Source organism: Caballeronia eucalypticola (assembly GCF_047608185.1).
Lineage (GTDB): Bacteria > Pseudomonadota > Gammaproteobacteria > Burkholderiales > Burkholderiaceae > Caballeronia.
The window spans coordinates 1-15724 of the sequence record NZ_JBLKRU010000055.1 but is presented as its reverse complement, the minus strand read 5'-3'; the positions used below and the strand labels follow the sequence as shown (position 1 = coordinate 15724).

13 protein-coding genes and 2 pseudogenes are annotated in these 15724 nt (G+C 59.2%); 7 read left to right on the top strand and 8 right to left on the bottom strand.

The genetic code is table 11. The features are described from left to right. The first annotated feature begins 269 nt into the window (after nt 1-269). Nucleotides 270-1061, top strand: a complete 792-nt coding sequence (locus ACMX25_RS35395; RefSeq protein WP_414954533.1) for a COG4705 family protein — start codon at nt 270-272, stop codon at nt 1059-1061. Nucleotides 1062-1188: 127 nt separating this feature from the next. Here ACMX25_RS35395 and ACMX25_RS35390 read toward each other — a convergent pair whose 3' ends face one another. From ACMX25_RS35390 to ACMX25_RS35375, 4 genes are all read right to left on the bottom strand, one after another. After that, nucleotides 1189-1725, bottom strand: coding sequence for a hypothetical protein (locus ACMX25_RS35390; RefSeq protein WP_414954532.1), 537 nt, complete (start codon nt 1723-1725; stop codon nt 1189-1191). 22 nt (nt 1726-1747) lie between these two features. Further along, nucleotides 1748-2473 carry a hypothetical protein gene (locus tag ACMX25_RS35385; RefSeq protein WP_414954531.1) on the bottom strand — a complete coding sequence of 242 codons (726 nt, stop codon included), beginning with the start codon at nt 2471-2473 and terminating at the stop codon, nt 1748-1750. Nucleotides 2474-2618: 145 nt separating this feature from the next. Next, nucleotides 2619-3983 carry a sigma-54-dependent transcriptional regulator gene (locus tag ACMX25_RS35380; RefSeq protein ID WP_414954530.1) on the bottom strand — a complete coding sequence of 455 codons (1365 nt, stop codon included), beginning with the start codon at nt 3981-3983 and terminating at the stop codon, nt 2619-2621. Continuing rightward, the gene (locus ACMX25_RS35375; RefSeq protein ID WP_414954529.1) at nt 3968-5461 is read right to left on the bottom strand and encodes a sensor histidine kinase; all 1494 of its coding nucleotides are present in this window, start codon (nt 5459-5461) and stop codon (nt 3968-3970) included. Before ACMX25_RS35375 ends, ACMX25_RS35380 begins: the two co-directional genes overlap by 16 nt. A gap of 316 nt (nt 5462-5777) precedes the next feature. Between ACMX25_RS35375 and ACMX25_RS35370 the strand changes: the two genes are divergently transcribed. Genes ACMX25_RS35370 through ACMX25_RS35360 form a run of 3 tightly spaced genes read left to right on the top strand, consistent with a single transcriptional unit; the run spans nt 5778 to nt 8914 of the window. Further along, nucleotides 5778-6353: a metallophosphoesterase family protein gene (locus ACMX25_RS35370; protein ID WP_414954528.1), complete on the top strand. Its 576-nt coding sequence runs from the start codon at nt 5778-5780 to the stop codon at nt 6351-6353. Next, a complete protein-coding gene (locus ACMX25_RS35365) occupies nt 6350-7633 on the top strand; it encodes an MFS transporter (RefSeq protein WP_414954527.1) in 1284 nt (427 codons plus the stop codon). Before ACMX25_RS35370 ends, ACMX25_RS35365 begins: the two co-directional genes overlap by 4 nt. 33 nt (nt 7634-7666) lie before the next feature. Then, entirely contained in the window at nt 7667-8914 is a 1248-nt protein-coding gene (locus ACMX25_RS35360; RefSeq protein ID WP_414954526.1) for an arsenic transporter, read from the top strand. A gap of 62 nt (nt 8915-8976) precedes the next feature. Here ACMX25_RS35360 and ACMX25_RS35355 read toward each other — a convergent pair whose 3' ends face one another. After that, on the bottom strand, nt 8977-9720 hold the full coding sequence (locus ACMX25_RS35355; protein ID WP_414954525.1) for a bestrophin-like domain: 744 nt from the start codon (nt 9718-9720) through the stop codon (nt 8977-8979). Between the two features lie 402 nt (nt 9721-10122). Here ACMX25_RS35355 and ACMX25_RS35350 point away from each other — a divergent pair. Further along, nucleotides 10123-10711 (top strand): annotated as a pseudogene (locus tag ACMX25_RS35350) (flavin reductase family protein); the annotation flags it as partial. A gap of 210 nt (nt 10712-10921) precedes the next feature. On the opposite strand, the gene ACMX25_RS35345 reads toward ACMX25_RS35350, so the two are convergent. Continuing rightward, a complete protein-coding gene (locus tag ACMX25_RS35345; RefSeq protein WP_414954563.1) occupies nt 10922-11290 on the bottom strand; it encodes an NUDIX hydrolase in 369 nt (122 codons plus the stop codon). 251 nt (nt 11291-11541) lie between these two features. Here ACMX25_RS35345 and ACMX25_RS35340 point away from each other — a divergent pair, with 251 nt between their 5' ends. Beyond that, complete coding sequence (locus ACMX25_RS35340; RefSeq protein WP_414954562.1) at nt 11542-12453, top strand: CHAD domain-containing protein; 912 nt, start codon at nt 11542-11544, stop codon at nt 12451-12453. Nucleotides 12454-12626: 173 nt separating this feature from the next. On the opposite strand, the pseudogene ACMX25_RS35335 reads toward ACMX25_RS35340, so the two are convergent. Further along, nucleotides 12627-13756 (bottom strand): annotated as a pseudogene (locus tag ACMX25_RS35335) (porin). Here ACMX25_RS35335 and ACMX25_RS35330 point away from each other — a divergent pair. After that, a complete protein-coding gene (locus tag ACMX25_RS35330) occupies nt 13718-13909 on the top strand; it encodes a hypothetical protein (protein WP_414954564.1) in 192 nt (63 codons plus the stop codon). The pseudogene ACMX25_RS35335 and the gene ACMX25_RS35330 overlap by 39 nt on opposite strands. Nucleotides 13910-15230: 1321 nt before the next feature. Here the strand turns inward: ACMX25_RS35330 and ACMX25_RS35325 are convergent. Further along, a partial coding sequence (locus ACMX25_RS35325; RefSeq protein WP_414950491.1) for a Crp/Fnr family transcriptional regulator occupies nt 15231-15724 on the bottom strand: 494 nt, incomplete at its 5' end.

Below are 15724 nucleotides of genomic sequence, written 5' to 3'. Positions count from 1 at the left end.
CGCTTGCTGATTCGCGGCACAAACCGGCCGGACACCGCATGCAAGCTGACGTTCTCGGCAGCACTGTGACGTGGCCCGATGCATATCGCCGCGTTTTCGGCTTTCAATATAGAAGATCAATACTACGCATTCCTTATGACATCGAGAGTTTACCCCGTTTGCAAATTTCAATTACTCGCCCCCGGCGGCCACCCATATAAGGCTTTCTTAAGCAACGGCCAGTGATACTTGGGGGCCATTTTCCGGCGTGCCCGCCACAAGGACCCAAGATGAAAAGCGATGCCTATTCGTTACTCGACCATGCGGTCATCAAAGTTCCCCAGGTAACGGTGGGCTTCTGGATCATCAAGATCGCGGCGACCACACTCGGAGAAACAGGCGGCGACTGGGTGACAATGTCACTCAAATTGGGCTACCTGACCGGCACCGCAATTTTCGCAGTGATTTTTATCGGACTCGTTTCCGCACAAATCAAAAACGACCGGTTCCGTCCGTTCCTGTATTGGGCAACGATCATCGCGACCACAACCCTCGGGACCACACTTGCCGATTTTTTCGATCGATCAATCGGTATGGGATACACGGGCGGCTCGGCCATCGTGCTGGCGTTGTTGTTCGGAAGCCTAGCCGTCTGGTACAAAACGGAAGGGTCTGTCGCGGTCGAGAGTGTGTCGACACCTCGCGCCGAATGGTTTTACTGGATCACCATCCTGTTTTCGCAGACGCTGGGAACCGCGCTGGGTGACTGGGCCGCCGATAAGGATCTCGGCGGCCTCGGGCTCGGCTACGAGTACGGAGCACTGATCTTTGGCGGGGGACTGGTGGTCGTCATGGTGCTGTACTTCTGGACAAATCTCTCTCGCACGCTGCTTTTCTGGGCCGCCTTCATCCTGACCCGCCCGCTCGGCGCGACGCTCGGCGACCTGCTCGACAAACCCCTCGCACAAGGCGGCCTCAATGTCAGTCGCTCGTACGTGTCGCTGATATTGCTTGGCTTTATCGTGCTATGCATCGTGCTGATTCAGCAGCGCCCGGCGTCGCGTTTGACGAATCCCCGATAGGAGTCGCGAGTGTCGCGCGGTTCCTTGCGATACCCTCCCCGCCGGACGAACGAGCGAACCATTTCAAAGCTAGCCGATTGCGCGTGGGCAACGCGCACAAATCAAACGACTGTGTCCAGCGAACCCATCAATCGGTGTCAACGAGCTCTGCAATGTCGTGCACATCAATGACACTGCCGAACTTGTTCTTTACGCCACGTCCCCAAGCCTGAACATGTGTGCCCGGCGCAAGATAATTCGCCAGTTCGGCGGCAGCGTGCGGCGGCATGCGCACCGATGTACCGTCGTCCAGCAACGCACCGCGCAATTCGCCCTTGGGACCGTACAACGATCGTACGACTTCGCCTTGAACATCCATCGACTTGCCTTCCGGTTTCACCCGATGCTCATGATGCCCTGGCCCCTCGTCAATGATCTCCACCCCTTGCTGCGACTTGAGGCTGACGGCAGCAATCACATCGGCTCCGCGAGGCTTCACTCCACGAACGCGGAGCCGATCGCCGAGCGCAATGTGTTTCGCTACTTGCTTCGACAAATGCGGCGGAAAGTGAACTTGAAGCGTGCCATCGAGAATCGCGCCGTCCAGTTCGCCGTGCGGATTCATCAGGAAGCGGGTGACTTTGCCGTGTGTTTCGGGCAGGCAAGCGGGATCGATCCAATGCATGTTTTTGCTCCTTCGATATCGGTTATTGAGGTTGGGGGTCGTAGAGCGGTGTCAGGTTTCCGGGGGTGCCAAAGGCAGTGGCTTGAAGCGACTCGCCGTAGCGATTGCGCGTGCCATAGCCCTGCGCTGCGATGACTGTTCCGGGTTGAAGAAGGCTGGTGAATTGGGACGCCACCGGCGGCGTCAGTTTGACAACGGTACCGTCGGCGAGCAACACGCCATCGGGCTCGCCGCGCGGCGCCGTCGTCACGCGCAGGATGCTGCCGCTTGCTTCAAGCTTCACGAGTCCGGTGCCGCGCCGTTCCCCTGGCGAACGCGGAGGCGGCGGCTGGTCTGCAATAGACTTGCCGGTCCGATCGTTGATGATCTGTTGCGCTCGCACGGTGCCACCGGGCGTCGTCTCGCCGACAATGCGAACCCGCTCGCCAGGTGCCGTTGACGCGACGACTTGCGAACCGAGATGCGGCGGGACCATAACAAGCGTGTTATCTGCGAGCATCATGCCGTCGACATCGCCGTCGGGATTGATCAGATAACGCTTGACCACCCCGGCGATGTTGGCCTGCACGAGATTCGGATTGGCTGCGAGCGGAGGCGGAGGCGGAGGAGACACAAGAGACGTTGTCACGCCTGCCTGCGGACCCGCAGCGTGAAGCGGTTGCGCAATCTGAGCGTACGCTGCGGATGCCGCTGTCAATATTAGCGCCGCGCAAATGGTCGTGGCGAGGTTCAGGTTAAGGCCTTTCATGGTTGGCTCCATCGAGTCGAATGGTCGTAGCCAGATTTCGCAAGTCGCGTGCCATGCCTGAGTGGCTTACCCCGCAAGGCTCCGAGTGAAATCATTGACGCAGACTGTCGATACGTTGGACGCAGGCTGTCCAATCACTGGACGCTCAGCCCAGCTTATAAGCCGCCAGCTTTGTGTACAGTGACTGCCGGCTGATTCCCAGCTTGCGCGCCGCTTCCGCGCGATTACCCGCCGTTTGAGTCAACGCCCGCTCGATCGAAGCGCGCTCGAGCCGCTCGATCGCCTCAGGCAATGGCAGGTCAAGCAAACCCGCCGACATATCCGACGCCAACAGCGCAGGCGTAGCGTTCACCAGGAACGCGAGATCGTCATCAGTGACTTGCGCGCTCCGCGCCAGCGCCGCCACGCGCTCCATCGCATTGCGCAGTTCCCTCACGTTTCCAGGCCACGCGTGACTCAACAGCCGCGCTTCGGCACTCGCGCTGAGGCTCTTCAACGGGCCGCCGCCGGCCGCCGTGATCGCCAAAAAATGAGATGCGAGCGGGATGATGTCGGCCGGCCGCTCACGCAGTGGCGGCAACATCACGGGAATCACGTTCAGCCGGTAAAACAGGTCTCCGCGAAACGTACGCTGCACGACTTCCTGTGCGAGATCGCGATGCGTGGCGGCGACGATCCTGACATCGATGGGCAGGGGTTTGTCGCTGCCCACGGGTGTCACCACGCGCTCCTGGATGGCGCGCAGCAATTTGGCCTGCATGCTGAGCGGCAAGTCGCCGATTTCATCGAGAAAAAGAGTGCCCCCGTTTGCTTGTATAAAGCGGCCGGGCCGGTCCGATATCGCCCCCGTGAACGCGCCCTTCACGTGGCCGAAGAGTTCGCTCTCCAGAAGATCTTCGGGAATAGCTGCGCAGTTGATCGCAACGAAAGGCCGGTCTTTTCGCTTCGATGCATCGTGCAGCACCCGCGCCGCGACCTCCTTGCCGGTGCCGGTTTCGCCGGTGATGAGCACCGTCGAATCGCTTGTCGCCGCCCGTCCGATCTGCTTCTGCACATCGCGCAACGCTTCGCTATTCCCAAGCAGGCGGGGAACGCGGTCATCGACATGGTCCGTGGGCGGTGCAACAGTCGACACCGTTCGCTCCGACGCGCTGATCTTATGCAGCAAATCGGCGATCGTACTGCGTCCGACCGGCTTGGTGAGATGATCGAACGCGCCAAGCCGCATCGCGTGGATGGTGTTGTCGCTGGTTGCAAAACCGGTGAGCACGACGACCGCGAGGTTTTGCCGGCTAGTCATCGTGCGCACTTGTTCGAGCACCTCGATGCCGTTCATGTCGGGCAGGCGAAGATCCAGGAACAGGCAATCGACGGGTTCATCGCGCTTCAGATGCGCGAGCGCGGCCTTGCCGCTTGTGGCCTGTACGATTGAATGCCCGAGATCGGCGATGGTCTCGGCGAGGCTTTCGCGGAAGGCGTCGTCATCGTCGACGATCAGGATGGTTGACATGGAATCTCGATGACAAAACACGCGCCCTGACGACGCGTTTCATAAAAGGCGCGGCCGCCGTGAGCCGCCGCGATCTCGCGCACGACGGCCAGGCCAAGGCCCGACCCGGCGGCGTGTCCCGTGACGAACGGCTGAAATACACGTTCTCGTTCTTCAGGCGGTACGCCGGGACCATCATCTAAAACTTCCAGGCGCAGCGTGTTCGGCGCAACGACCGCGCGAAGGGTGACGTGTCCGTTCGACGGTGCGTGGCGCAGCGCGTTGATCAGAAGATTGTCGACCGCACGTGCGAGTTGATCGGCGTCAATCGGGAAGCTGGTTCGACCGGAGAGTTCCTGCTCCAGGTTCAACGTAATGTTCGCACGCTGCGCCGCGTCGCGGTGCAACTCTGCCTGCCCTTGCAACCACGCTGCCAATGGCACCGATTCAATATGCACCCGCACCGGCTGCGTCAGCGCGAGCAACGCGCCAAGCTGCGTTTCCACGCGCTGGATCTGTTCGAGTATAGATTTGAGCGCACGGTCTTTTCTATTGATATCGCCCGCCAGCGCATTCTCTGCCTTCAACCGCATTGCGCCGATCGGATTGCGGATCTCGTGCGCAACCTGCGCTGCGAGCCGGCCAAGCGCGGAAAAACGTTCAGCCGCGACGAGCCGTTCGTTCAATGTGCCAGCCTTCGCCTGCAACGCCGTCGTGCGTTCACCGTAGGCGTTGAAGGCGGCGACGATCTTGTCGAGATCGGGTTCCCCGGTGGAAATCATCGGGACAAAGCGGTCGTCGCGTGCAACCAGACTTGCTTCGATACGCGCGAGATTGGCACGCCAGCGCCGCAGCAGGAAACCCAGCCAGACCGCAATCGCCACGATCAGCGTCAGCATCGCGACGAGGACGGCGACGAGGGTCCTGCCATCGGCGCCAAGCGGCGGATGCGTGCGCGTGAGTGTCCAGGCGAACAGGTCGTCGTGGTGAGCGACCGGACACGCGGCCACCACCACTGCGTCTGCCTGTCCGGCGACTGAAGTAGCCGTGGGGCTTTTGGCCGCGGTGGCATCGCGCAAGGTCCGCAGGATCAGCGGCGTCTCGGCTTCGGGGATATCGCGCTTGATGCCGCTGCCCTGGTATGTCGGGAATGCGTAAGCTTCGAAACTGCCGCGAGATGACGGACTGGTCTTGTCCGCGCGCCAGAAGCCGCCCTCCACGCCATTGATCTGCGCGAATACAACATCGAGGATCGCGTGCATCAATTCCGTGTTGGGCGCCAATGCAGGCTGCGACGAATCGGTCGACAGGTCATAGCGCGAAGCCACGGCTTCGCAAGCGGTCAGGCTCGATTGGCGCGCGATGGCGAGCTGACGGGTCACATTGGCCTCGGCTATGAACCAGACGAGGCTGATCAGCACCGCACACATAAAGGCGACCAGCGCCCAGAATACGGCGAGCTGACTGGCGAACGAGAGATGCCGGGATGGTGTGCGCATGGCGCGATCGCTAAAAAGACAAGAAGATACGGATAGCAATATTCTCGCCTGAGACCTCCTGCCGTGACGGCCCGATATTGTTTCGTCATGCAAACGTTGTCTGAGGACACCGATTCGGCTGCGAACCCGATGACCCACCCGACGCACTGTCCGGCCGAGTGTCCATTCATTGGACGACGGGTGTCCAGCAACCGGGCAATCCGGCACCGCCGGCAACCGCGCTGAAGCTGCCCGGCAAGGCTCCGGCGCATGGCATGCACCTTGCGAAAAGCGTCGCGTCGCCGATCCTTTCGGTTCAAGAGCGAGTCGCGAAATCATGCTGAGTTGGGTTCATTTCGGTGATCTGCACGTTACGAACGACGATGATTACGAGAGCGCTGCACATCTCAAGCATCTGGTGAGCGTCGTCAATGAGAAGGTCGCCCACGCCGTCGATTTCGCCTACCTTCCGGGCGACAACGCCAACAATGGGACGCCCGAACAATACGCGCGCATTCGCGCCGCATTAAGCGACCTGCGCCTGCCGGCCCACGCCATACCCGGCGATCACGACTTCGAGCCGGGAACGCTAACGGCGTTTCAGGCATTTCATATTGCATCGATTGACGGGCACCGCGTGGTCATGCAGCCGGTCATGGGTGAACGTGCCGTGTGGCAAGCCGTCTTGCCGGTCCCGGTCAATGTCGACGACTACATGCTGACCGTAACCGCTGCCGGAAGTGATGGCGCGGCGGCGTCCGACGCGCTGCAGGTGCTGACGAGGCAGGACGCGTCGAACCGTTCACTGCTGGATGCCCCACCGGGCACCGATGCGCACACGATCGGCGAATGGCGTGAACACAGGCTGCTCGGCTCACAGCTTGGGCCGAACAAGAATGGTCGTGCGTGGTGAAACCCACTCGACCGCTCGAAGCGCTGAATTTCTTCATGGCCGATGTACAGGCCGGGATCGGGCCATTTCTCGGCGTCTTCCTCCAAGCGCGAGGATGGGGCACCGACCTGATAGGCACGGTGATGACGATTGGTGGAATCGCGGGGATGCTCGCGACCTCGCCCGCCGGTGCTCTGGTCGATGCCACCCGGCACAAACGCGGGGTGATCATCGTTGCAGGGATCATGACGGTGCTGGCGTCGCTGCTGCTTTGGGTATCGCATGGATTCTGGATGGTCGCGGCCTCGCAAGTGGCAACCGCCATTACGGGCGCGGCACTCGGCCCTGCCCTCGCCGGGATCACGCTCGGCATCGTAAGCAAGCGAGGCTTTGACAAGCAGTTCGGCTGCAACCAGGTCGCGAATCATGCCGGTAATACGGCTGCCGCGGCACTGTCAGGCTGGCTCGGCTGGCGCTACGGGTTCGGGGCAATCTTCGCGTTAAGCGCTGCATTCGGGGTGTTGTCGGTGATCGCCGTACTGCTGATTCCGGCGAACGCTATCGATCATGATCACGCGCGCGGCCTGGAAAAGAGTGGTTCACCCGGCCAATCGAAGAACGAGGAAGACAGGGATGGGGGCGAAGTCAGCGGCCTTCGCGTCTTGCTCCAGTCGAGGCCGTTGTTGGTACTTGCTGCGGCCCTGGCTATGTTTCACCTGGGTAACGCAGCCATGCTGCCGTTGTACGGGCTTGCGATCGTCGCGGCCAAGCAAGGTGACCCGAACGCGTTCACCGCGGCGACGATCGTCATCGCGCAGTTCGTCATGGTCATCGTCTCCCTGTTTGCAAGTCGCCTGATCCAGTGGCGCGGTCACTGGTGGGTGATTCTGATCACCTTTTTCGCGTTACCGGTGCGCGGAGTGGCCGCAGCGAGCGTGATGCATGCGTGGGGCGTGTGGCCGGTTCAAGCGCTCGATGGCATTGGTGCCGGTTTGCAGAGTGTGGCGGTCCCCGCGCTCGTGGTGAAGCTGCTTGACCGGACGGGCCGGGTGAACGTGGGCCAGGGCGTTGTCATGACGGTTCAGTCTGTAGGCGCGGCGCTGAGCCCGGCAATGGGCGGTGTGGTCGCGCACCGGTTCGGATATCCGGCGGCATTTCTCGTGCTTGGAGCGGTATCGACAGGATCAATTGTGCTCTGGCTTGGATTTGGAAAAGGCCTCCGGCATGCATGCCGGGACCCCGAAGGTGAGGCCGCGCAAACGCACGAGCACGGCGTAGGCCCCTTATCGACGACAACGTAACAAACCCTTTTACTTCTTTGAGACGTCGCTTTTGTGAATCCTATTTTTATGTCGTGGGGAATTGCCGCGTTGGCGACTGCAGGTGTCATCACGCGTCCGTTCAAATGGCCCGAAGCTGTGTGGGCGGTGACGGGTGCGCTATTGCTCGTTGTGCTGGGACTGCTGCCTGTCACACAGGCCTTGCAGGCGGTAGCCAAAGGGATCGACGTCTATCTCTTCCTGTTCGGCATGATGGTGCTGTCGGAAGTAGGCCGCCGCGAAGGCCTCTTCGACTGGGTCGCCGTGCTTGCGGTAAACCACGCCAAGGGCTCACCCAAGCGCCTGTTCCTGCTCGTGTATCTGGTTGGCGTAGTGGTTACCACCTTTCTCTCCAACGATGCCGCCGCTGTCGTGCTCACGCCGGCCGTCTTTGCCGCAGCGAAGAAGGCAGGCTCGAAGCCGTTGCCGTTACTCTTTGTCTGTGCATTCATCGCGAATGCGGCAAGCTTCGTTCTCCCGATATCGAACCCCGCGAATCTTGTTCTCTACGGCAACCATACCCCCGCGCTTGGCCCGTGGATGGCGCGCTTTATCGTGCCGTCGGTGCTGTCGATCGTCGCGACCTACATCATGCTGCGCTGGTCGCAGCGACGCGATCTGCAGGGGACGTGTGAGTCTGACCTTAAGGGCGTTGCATTGTCCGCAAGCGGGCGGGTCGCGCTGGGCGGCATTGGTGTGACTGCAGCTGTCCTGCTGATCGTATCCGCGTTCGATATCCAACTTGGGCTTCCGACCGCCATTCTCGGCGCGTTGACTGCGGCGATTGTCCTCATCAAGGAACGTTCATCGCCGATGCCCCTGGTGAAAGATATCTCGTGGAGCATATTGCCTCTCGTCGCTGGCCTGTTCGTGATGGTCGAGATGCTTCAGCAAACGGGAGTGATCGCGCACCTTGCGCACTATGTGCAGGCGGCAACCCACCGCGATGAAGTGGCGAGCGCCGCTTCAGCGGGCGCTGTAATCGCCGTGGCCAGTAACTTCATGAACAACCTGCCTGCCGGCCTGATCGCAAGTACCACTGTCGCTCTGGCTCACAGTCCTGAGCGGGTCATCGATGCGTTGCTGATCGGCGTGGATCTGGGACCGAATTTGTCGATCACGGGATCGCTGGCGACGATTCTTTGGCTGAACGCGATACGCCGCGAAGGCGAAGACGTCAGTTTCATGAAGTTCTTGAGAGTCGGTGCGGTCGTGATGTTTCCCGCGCTGATACTGGCAATTGGTGCCCGGGTTCTGATCTAGCGCGTCAAGGAGATGCTCATGAACCGCTTATGGATATACCCGATCGTTATTGCCGGCTACGGTCATCGGTCCTCAGGCATCACCTGCAACAGCGGTTCCGGCGTCAGCGCGACATCTCCTGTAAAGGGCCGATCGTGGGAGAGGATGAGCAAAAAGGTGGTGGCGAGTGCCACCGAAAACAGGCCCATTGCCACGGCAGATGTCAGACGGTTGTCGCAATGAACGAACGCGATGGCGAACAGCAGGCACGCCGCCAGAGACGCCAGGCACAACCATTTGACACCGTTCACTTCGCTGCGACTGATCAGGATGCGTTCGCGACGCACTTCAAGAGCATGCTCCAGGGACGCCGCGACCTCGCGCTGCGCCGTCTGCTGTCCAGGCGTAACGACTGGCAGGGATAGCGTGAACTTCAGTGCGTCGTTCAGCGTGGGAGGACTCACGCTAAGCGTGACGGCTCCCTTCGCCATGAGCGGCCATTCAGTCGTCGCCGTGTACTGGATGTAATCTCGGACCATCCTTCGCAGTTCGGTCTGGGCGTCCTTCGGCAAAACGGCAGACATCACAATAACCGATCGCAGCGCGCTGGCTTCAGTGGCGACCGCGACATTGGCGCGCGCTGTATCGCTCCAGACCTGCGAGGCCGTGAAGGCGATAAATAAGCCAAATATGATACCGAGTGGAGAAAGCAGACCGGGCGAGATTGCCTTGATTGATCGCCCATGTGGACCGGCAGCAAGCCATCCGGTGAAGAAATGGACGGCCGCGCCCGCGAGAAATATCGCACCGAAAGTGACAAGTGCCATCAACCATAACGGCAGCTCATGTAGCCATGTACTCATCATTGTGGTTGCGCCGTGCGCAGTCCGAACTGAATATTCCTGATAGTCGGGAAGTCCAAATCCCCTCAACCAGACCACGAAGCTCTATCGGTAGTCTGTGCGCCCGACCACGTTGCGCTGTGATGACCGAATAACCCTAGCCCTCAGCATTGGATGGTTGTAAGCGCGCGATTTCGCATACGTAGCTTCCGTGGATGAGCGTGCACCAAACTGCAGGGGGTCGATCCACGCCGCCCGGCGCGCGTTTAACAACGCGTTCTCCGCTCGCAGACATCGTTGCGATGCAGAGTAACGAAGCAAGAATCAGAGGGTATGAAGCGCGCACCGGCCGCACCATGGGAACACTTACCCACGGAGCAAAAACTCATGAATGCGCCTCACGTTGTAGCCGAACCCAACATACTGTATTTCGGCACACCCGTTGTTCTGATCAGCACCGTCAACGAAGACGGCACGCACAACCTCGCACCGATGTCATCGGCGTTCTGGCTGGGCTGGCGAGGCGTGCTTGGCATTGCGTCCGCATCGCAGACCACCCGCAATCTGCTTCGCACCGGTGAATGTGTGCTAAACCTGCCGTCGATCAACGAGGTGAGCGCGGGTGGGGTCCGATACTGTCAAGGCACCGCGCGCACTCGAATGTCCAATTCAACTCGAAGCTGTCGTTGCGGCAGTTCACGGCATTGGCGAAGACAGTGACGAACTGCGCGGCTTCATCGGCTTGATCGAAGTGCGGATCCAGCGCGTCCACGTCCATCCTGATTTGCTCATGGAAGGTCACGCCGATCGTATCGATCCGGACAAGTGGTCGCCATTGATCATGAACTTCCAGAAGTTCTACGGGCTCAGCGGACAAGTGCATGCGTCCCGACTTGCAGAGATACCGGAGAGGGCGTACCGAAGCCCGGACATTGACCGGGCGTGGGAACAGGAACTGACGGATCAGTGCGCATAGCATTCTGCGGCCAGGGCCGGCCATGTTCGGCTCGGCCCAATCCGGCAGGACTTGACTTTCACGGGTCGAAAAATCAATTTCAACCCGGTGGTTCGCAAGCTTACGATTGACCAACGTGACACCGGCCTCAGGCTGACGGGCACTCAGTAAATCAGCGCCTCATACTTGCTTGCGCCAACCCGGCGCCAACCCCGCCCCAACCCCGCGCAGCTATCTTTTACGCCGTTGACCCATGAGTTTCACGATGTCGATCGTCGGCTCACTCGTTAAGAGGCGGGAGATGTCTTCAACGTGCACCCAACGGCATTTGGAGATCTCATTGCTCGGGCGAGCCTTGGCCCGGTTCGAGATTTCGCAAGAGAACACGTGATGGTGCTTTTGCTTGCCACGAACGTCGAAGAGATATCTGGCTGACTTCCCGGAAAGCCGCGTCTCTTCCTTGAGTTCCCGAAGGGCGGCGTCCGGGAGTTGTTCTCCGCGCTTCAGGATCCCGCCGGGCAAAGCCCACTTCGACTGACGACGTGCAACCAGGAGGATTCGCTTACCTCGGCGACAAATAACGGTGGCGCGTGTCTTCAAACTGAACTCCCACTTATCTCTTCTTGGTGTCTTCGAGGCGCGCTCGGCGCGCCAGCCTGTCGGGCAATGCTTGATATAAATGAGCATGCTAATACAGAATCGCAGATGCTCGTCGGCGTCTCTAGTGACAGCGGTCTCCACGCCACAATTTTAAGAGTCGTTTCATCAAATCGTCACGAAAAGTGAATTCAAAAACATCATTGTGCTAATGTCGGGCAAAATAGTTTTTTGCGCGACGCGAGGCTTCAATGGTGGACATGGATGCTGACTGGCCCTTACCACGGCCAATCAATCTCTTGAAGGAAGATCGGCGGTCAGCTGATTCAGAGTTATCAAGAACAGGTTCAATCGCAAGCACTTTCTCATCACTGGCGACTCCCGTTGTCGCCGATGCTGTGCGGCGGGCGCGAGAGCTGACTATAAATTGCGATGCCGAAGGATTCCATCAGCTTCGCGTCGCGTTCAGAAAGCTGCGTGCCTTGTACTGGGCTTATTCCCCATACCTCGGCGAAGAAACAACCGCACATGCCACTGAAGAGTTCAAGCGCCTCGCTGCGGTAGCCGGTGGAACGCGCGACTGGGACGTCGCCGGCGATCTTTTGAATGCTGCACAAGCGTCACGCGCATCAATGGGACTGCTAGTGGCGGCCGCGAGGGAAAAGCGCGCACAGGCAGTCGCGCATAGTCAGACGATGATAAAAAGCGACCACGTCGAGGCGTTCTTGAATGACGTCCTGCTTCGCGCGCAAGCAACCCTCGAGTCTCGCTGCAACGACCTTCCCATTCGGGAGTTCGCCGAGAATCGCGTTCGTCGTGCGCAGCGCGCATTAAAGAAGCGCTGCAAGCATGCAACGCGTCACGAAACCGCCGAAGAAGAAGACCTCCACAATGTCCGCAAGGCAGGGAAGAAGCTGAGATATCTGCTTGAGTTTTTTGAACCTGTCATCAAGAACGGACACGACCGCAGCATTAAAGAGTTGACGTCGGTGCAGAACAAACTCGGGCAGTTCAACGACATTGCCGCCAGTGAGACCTTGATCCGGGGTGCGTCATTCGAGGACGTTCCACCCGAAGTCGTGCAAGAGTCACTGCAATGGCTTGAAAAGCAGAAGTGCCGGAGAATGCGCGCAGCATCGCGGCGTGTTCGAGCCATCGCAAGTTAAGTCTGCCGGGACTCACTGCTCACGGCGCAGTTCGACCCGCCAATTTTTTCTCCACGCCGACCCGCGCGATCGCTGTAACAAAAACGTCATAATGGCTCTTTCCGCCGGACTGTTCCATGTTCTGGCGAATCCACGATTCTAGCGGCAGTCGGCAATCACTCACATCGATCAACTTAGAACCGGGTGCGAATTCCGACCGTACCAACGACTTGATTCGCTGTCGACGAAGCGCCACCTGATGTATTGATGAACGCCACAAAGTGGTTTCCGATCGCGTGTTGGTACATCGCCTCCGCATACACGTCCGTGCGTTTCGAGAACGAATACACAACCTGGGCGTTGATCTGATTGAACTTCGGGTCATCACCAAACGTGGTGGTGCCGGACAGGTGCCCGTCGGTATAGGTATCCGCGACCCCGACACTCAGCGCCGGCGTCAACGCGTATTTTCCGTTCAATTCGAAATTATCGAAACGCATCGTCCCATTCGCCAAACCGAACGCGTTAGTGCCCACATATTGGCTGTGCGTATAAACGAAGCCGACCAGTGCCGGACCGAACGCATAGTCCATGGCACCGCCGAACACGCGAGTTCGACTGGAGCCAACTTGAAAACCGCCGGTACCGTTCGCCGTTGACTCGGCCGTGTCGATCGCGCCACCCGTGTTCGCCGTGCTGTTCGAGCCATTCGTCTGCAAATAACCCGCGGCGACATTCAATGGACCGAAGCCGTAGCTTGCTCCGAAGCTGTACGCGCGATTCTGGGAGAAGTTGGTCGAATTGGAGAATGCGTAAAGAGTGCCGAACTTGAACCCCGCGTAGTCGGTGCTCATATACTTGATTGCGTTGCTCATGCGCACCGAATGGTTCAGGTTATCGTTGTCAAACGGGTGCGCGAACCCTGTATCGCCGAACGTACCCGCTGTGCCCGACAATGGCGCAACGAAATCAACCAGTGAGTCATACTGACGACCTAGCGTGATCGCGCCATACTGACTGCTTGCCAGGCCAACATAGGCTTGGCGCCGAACTCGCGGCCGTCCTGGCCGAGCTTGCCGGACTGAATGTTGAAACCGTTTTCGAGCACGAAGATAGCCTTCAGGCCGGCACCGAGATCCTCTGCGCCGCGAAAACCAAAGCGGCTCCCGTTGATATTTCCGCTTGTAGCCTGGAACAACGAGCCGCCCGATCCGCTCTTCGATACGTTGTTCGTGTACATGAGACCAGCGTCGATGATGCCGTATAGCGTCACGGAACTTTGTGCATGCGCTACCGAAGCAGCGGCAAATCCGAGGGAAGCCAAAGATACTTACAGGGTTCTTTTCATGGCGCGCTCAAGGAGTTTGTTGGAGGGGTGAAAGTCTTATTTTTTAAAGATTTCTACCCTGCCGAAACGCTTAAGCCGAACTTTATTTTTTTTGCACTCCGCAGCAATTTTTCATTCACTCGTCATTGATCGCGTCGTCCTTGCCGGGCGCGACTTATTTTAAAAGCTACGCGCCATGCAAGCCTGAGCCGCTGAGCACTTCGCGAATGTCGCAGGAGAAGTGCGACAAGAATCAGCGACGCAGACAGAGCCGAACCTAAGAGCACGCTCGAGGTTCGCTTGGTATCAAATGTTGCGCGACTTACGGTTGCGTCGACAGCATCATCGGCATCCACGCGTATTTCGACAACCTTCGCGACGACGCTATAAAAAAACGCGTCGAGTTCTGCCAGCGCGGGATCGCTTAGCTTGATGCTGCCGAAATGACGCGATACCCGCGTCGCGACCGCCTCACTTTGCTCCGAAAGGGTATGGACCATCCGGTCCAGTTCGTCCAGGTGACCGGTGCAACTGGACCGGGACTTGCACCCCTCCCTCGCTGCCCGGGCCCGCGCGGTCATCTGGTCCGAGGGAAAGACGTAAGGAGCCCGCGTATAAACGCGCGCGTTCCAACGCGCGTATAGAGCTCCGCATGCTCTTCGAGCAGTAATTGCTGGAGTGCGTCGAGATTGCGTTTGAGCTTACTCGATGCTTGCACAGAGGCAAGCGCCTCGTTCTGCTCTCGCGTCTGGCGCATCGCCAGCGCGGTGTTCAGCCCGATGGCAGAAAGTATGAAAACGACAGCAAGGACGGTCAGCACCTAGGTCCAGCGGGACACTGAACCCTTGAGTTTGGCGGTGCGGGGCTATCGAAATACTGCTTGGACGTCTCTCCTGCTGCAACATCGGGTTGCTTCACTTCATCCGCCTATTAGGCCGTCACGTCGTTGATATAACGGATGATTTTGAGCATTCTTGAGTGAGCTGACAGTTGAGCGGCTAAGAACTTCAGCATGTGGGACCGTTGGAGTGCACTGGCCGCTAGCGAGGCGAACGTCGCTGATGAGGTACATTGATTTTCGCGCGGATGCTACAGGCGCAAATTGTCAACGCCGTGACATTCTGAAAGTCAGGCCGCCGACTTTTCGTACAGGGACCAGACATAGCCGCCGGGTGCAGATCCGCCCCGAGAAGGGCAATTGCACCGGCTCACCGCGGTTTGAAGCCGCGGGTGCTTGCGAACTCGATGAAAGTAAGAATTAGCTTCCGACGATGCAGATGATGCGTGCCCGTCGATCGATGATCTCAAGAAACCGCGTTGCGTCGACCGTTGTCCCACTTAACGCGATGACTACACTGGCGCGGCCGATCGAAACGCGGCAATCCTTCTTTGGCATGAGAGGACGAATTCCTCCCGCCCTTCCTGCTTGCCCTAAAGTCTGTGCGAGCTGAACCCATCAGCAAGACCACGCTTAGCAGACTTCTTCAGCCTGGCGCACGCGCGGCAGCATCCGGTCGAACTCGCGCTTGACGATGCCATAGCATTCGCAAGCACGCGCTTCCAGGCCGGCGCGATCGAGCACCTTGATACAACCACGGCTGTGATGGATCAGGCCCGCGTCATGCAGCTTTCCTGCCGCTTCCGTGACCCCTTCGCGACGCACGCCCAACATGTCGGCGATCATCTGTTGCGTCACCTGGAATTCGTTGGACGGCGTACGGTCAATCTCAATCAGCAACCAGCGGCACAACTGCTTGCTCAGCGAATGGTGACGGTTGCACGCAGCGGTCTGCGCAATTTGCGTCAGCAGCGCTTGCATGTACAGCATCATCAGGCGACGCAGGAAATCCGAGCGATTGAACTGCTCGCGCAAAGCGGAGGCGCTCATGCGATACGCAAAGCCCGGGCATTGAACCTGAACGCGCGTCGGCATGGTGTCGCCGCCGGTCAGGATAGGAACGCCGG

Bases quoted from the DNA above. Each gene is read 5' to 3' on its own strand.
- ACMX25_RS35395 (WP_414954533.1), top strand. From the start codon at position 270: ATGAAAAGCGATGCCTATTCGTTACTCGACCATGCGGTCATCAAAGTT.
- ACMX25_RS35390 (WP_414954532.1), bottom strand. From the start codon at position 1,725: ATGCATTGGATCGATCCCGCTTGCCTGCCCGAAACACACGGCAAAGTC.
- ACMX25_RS35385 (WP_414954531.1), bottom strand. From the start codon at position 2,473: ATGAAAGGCCTTAACCTGAACCTCGCCACGACCATTTGCGCGGCGCTA.
- ACMX25_RS35380 (WP_414954530.1), bottom strand. From the start codon at position 3,983: ATGTCAACCATCCTGATCGTCGACGATGACGACGCCTTCCGCGAAAGC.
- ACMX25_RS35375 (WP_414954529.1), bottom strand. From the start codon at position 5,461: ATGCGCACACCATCCCGGCATCTCTCGTTCGCCAGTCAGCTCGCCGTA.
- ACMX25_RS35370 (WP_414954528.1), top strand. From the start codon at position 5,778: ATGCTGAGTTGGGTTCATTTCGGTGATCTGCACGTTACGAACGACGAT.
- ACMX25_RS35355 (WP_414954525.1), bottom strand. From the start codon at position 9,720: ATGGCACTTGTCACTTTCGGTGCGATATTTCTCGCGGGCGCGGCCGTC.
- ACMX25_RS35330 (WP_414954564.1), top strand. From the start codon at position 13,718: ATGCGCTACCGAAGCAGCGGCAAATCCGAGGGAAGCCAAAGATACTTA.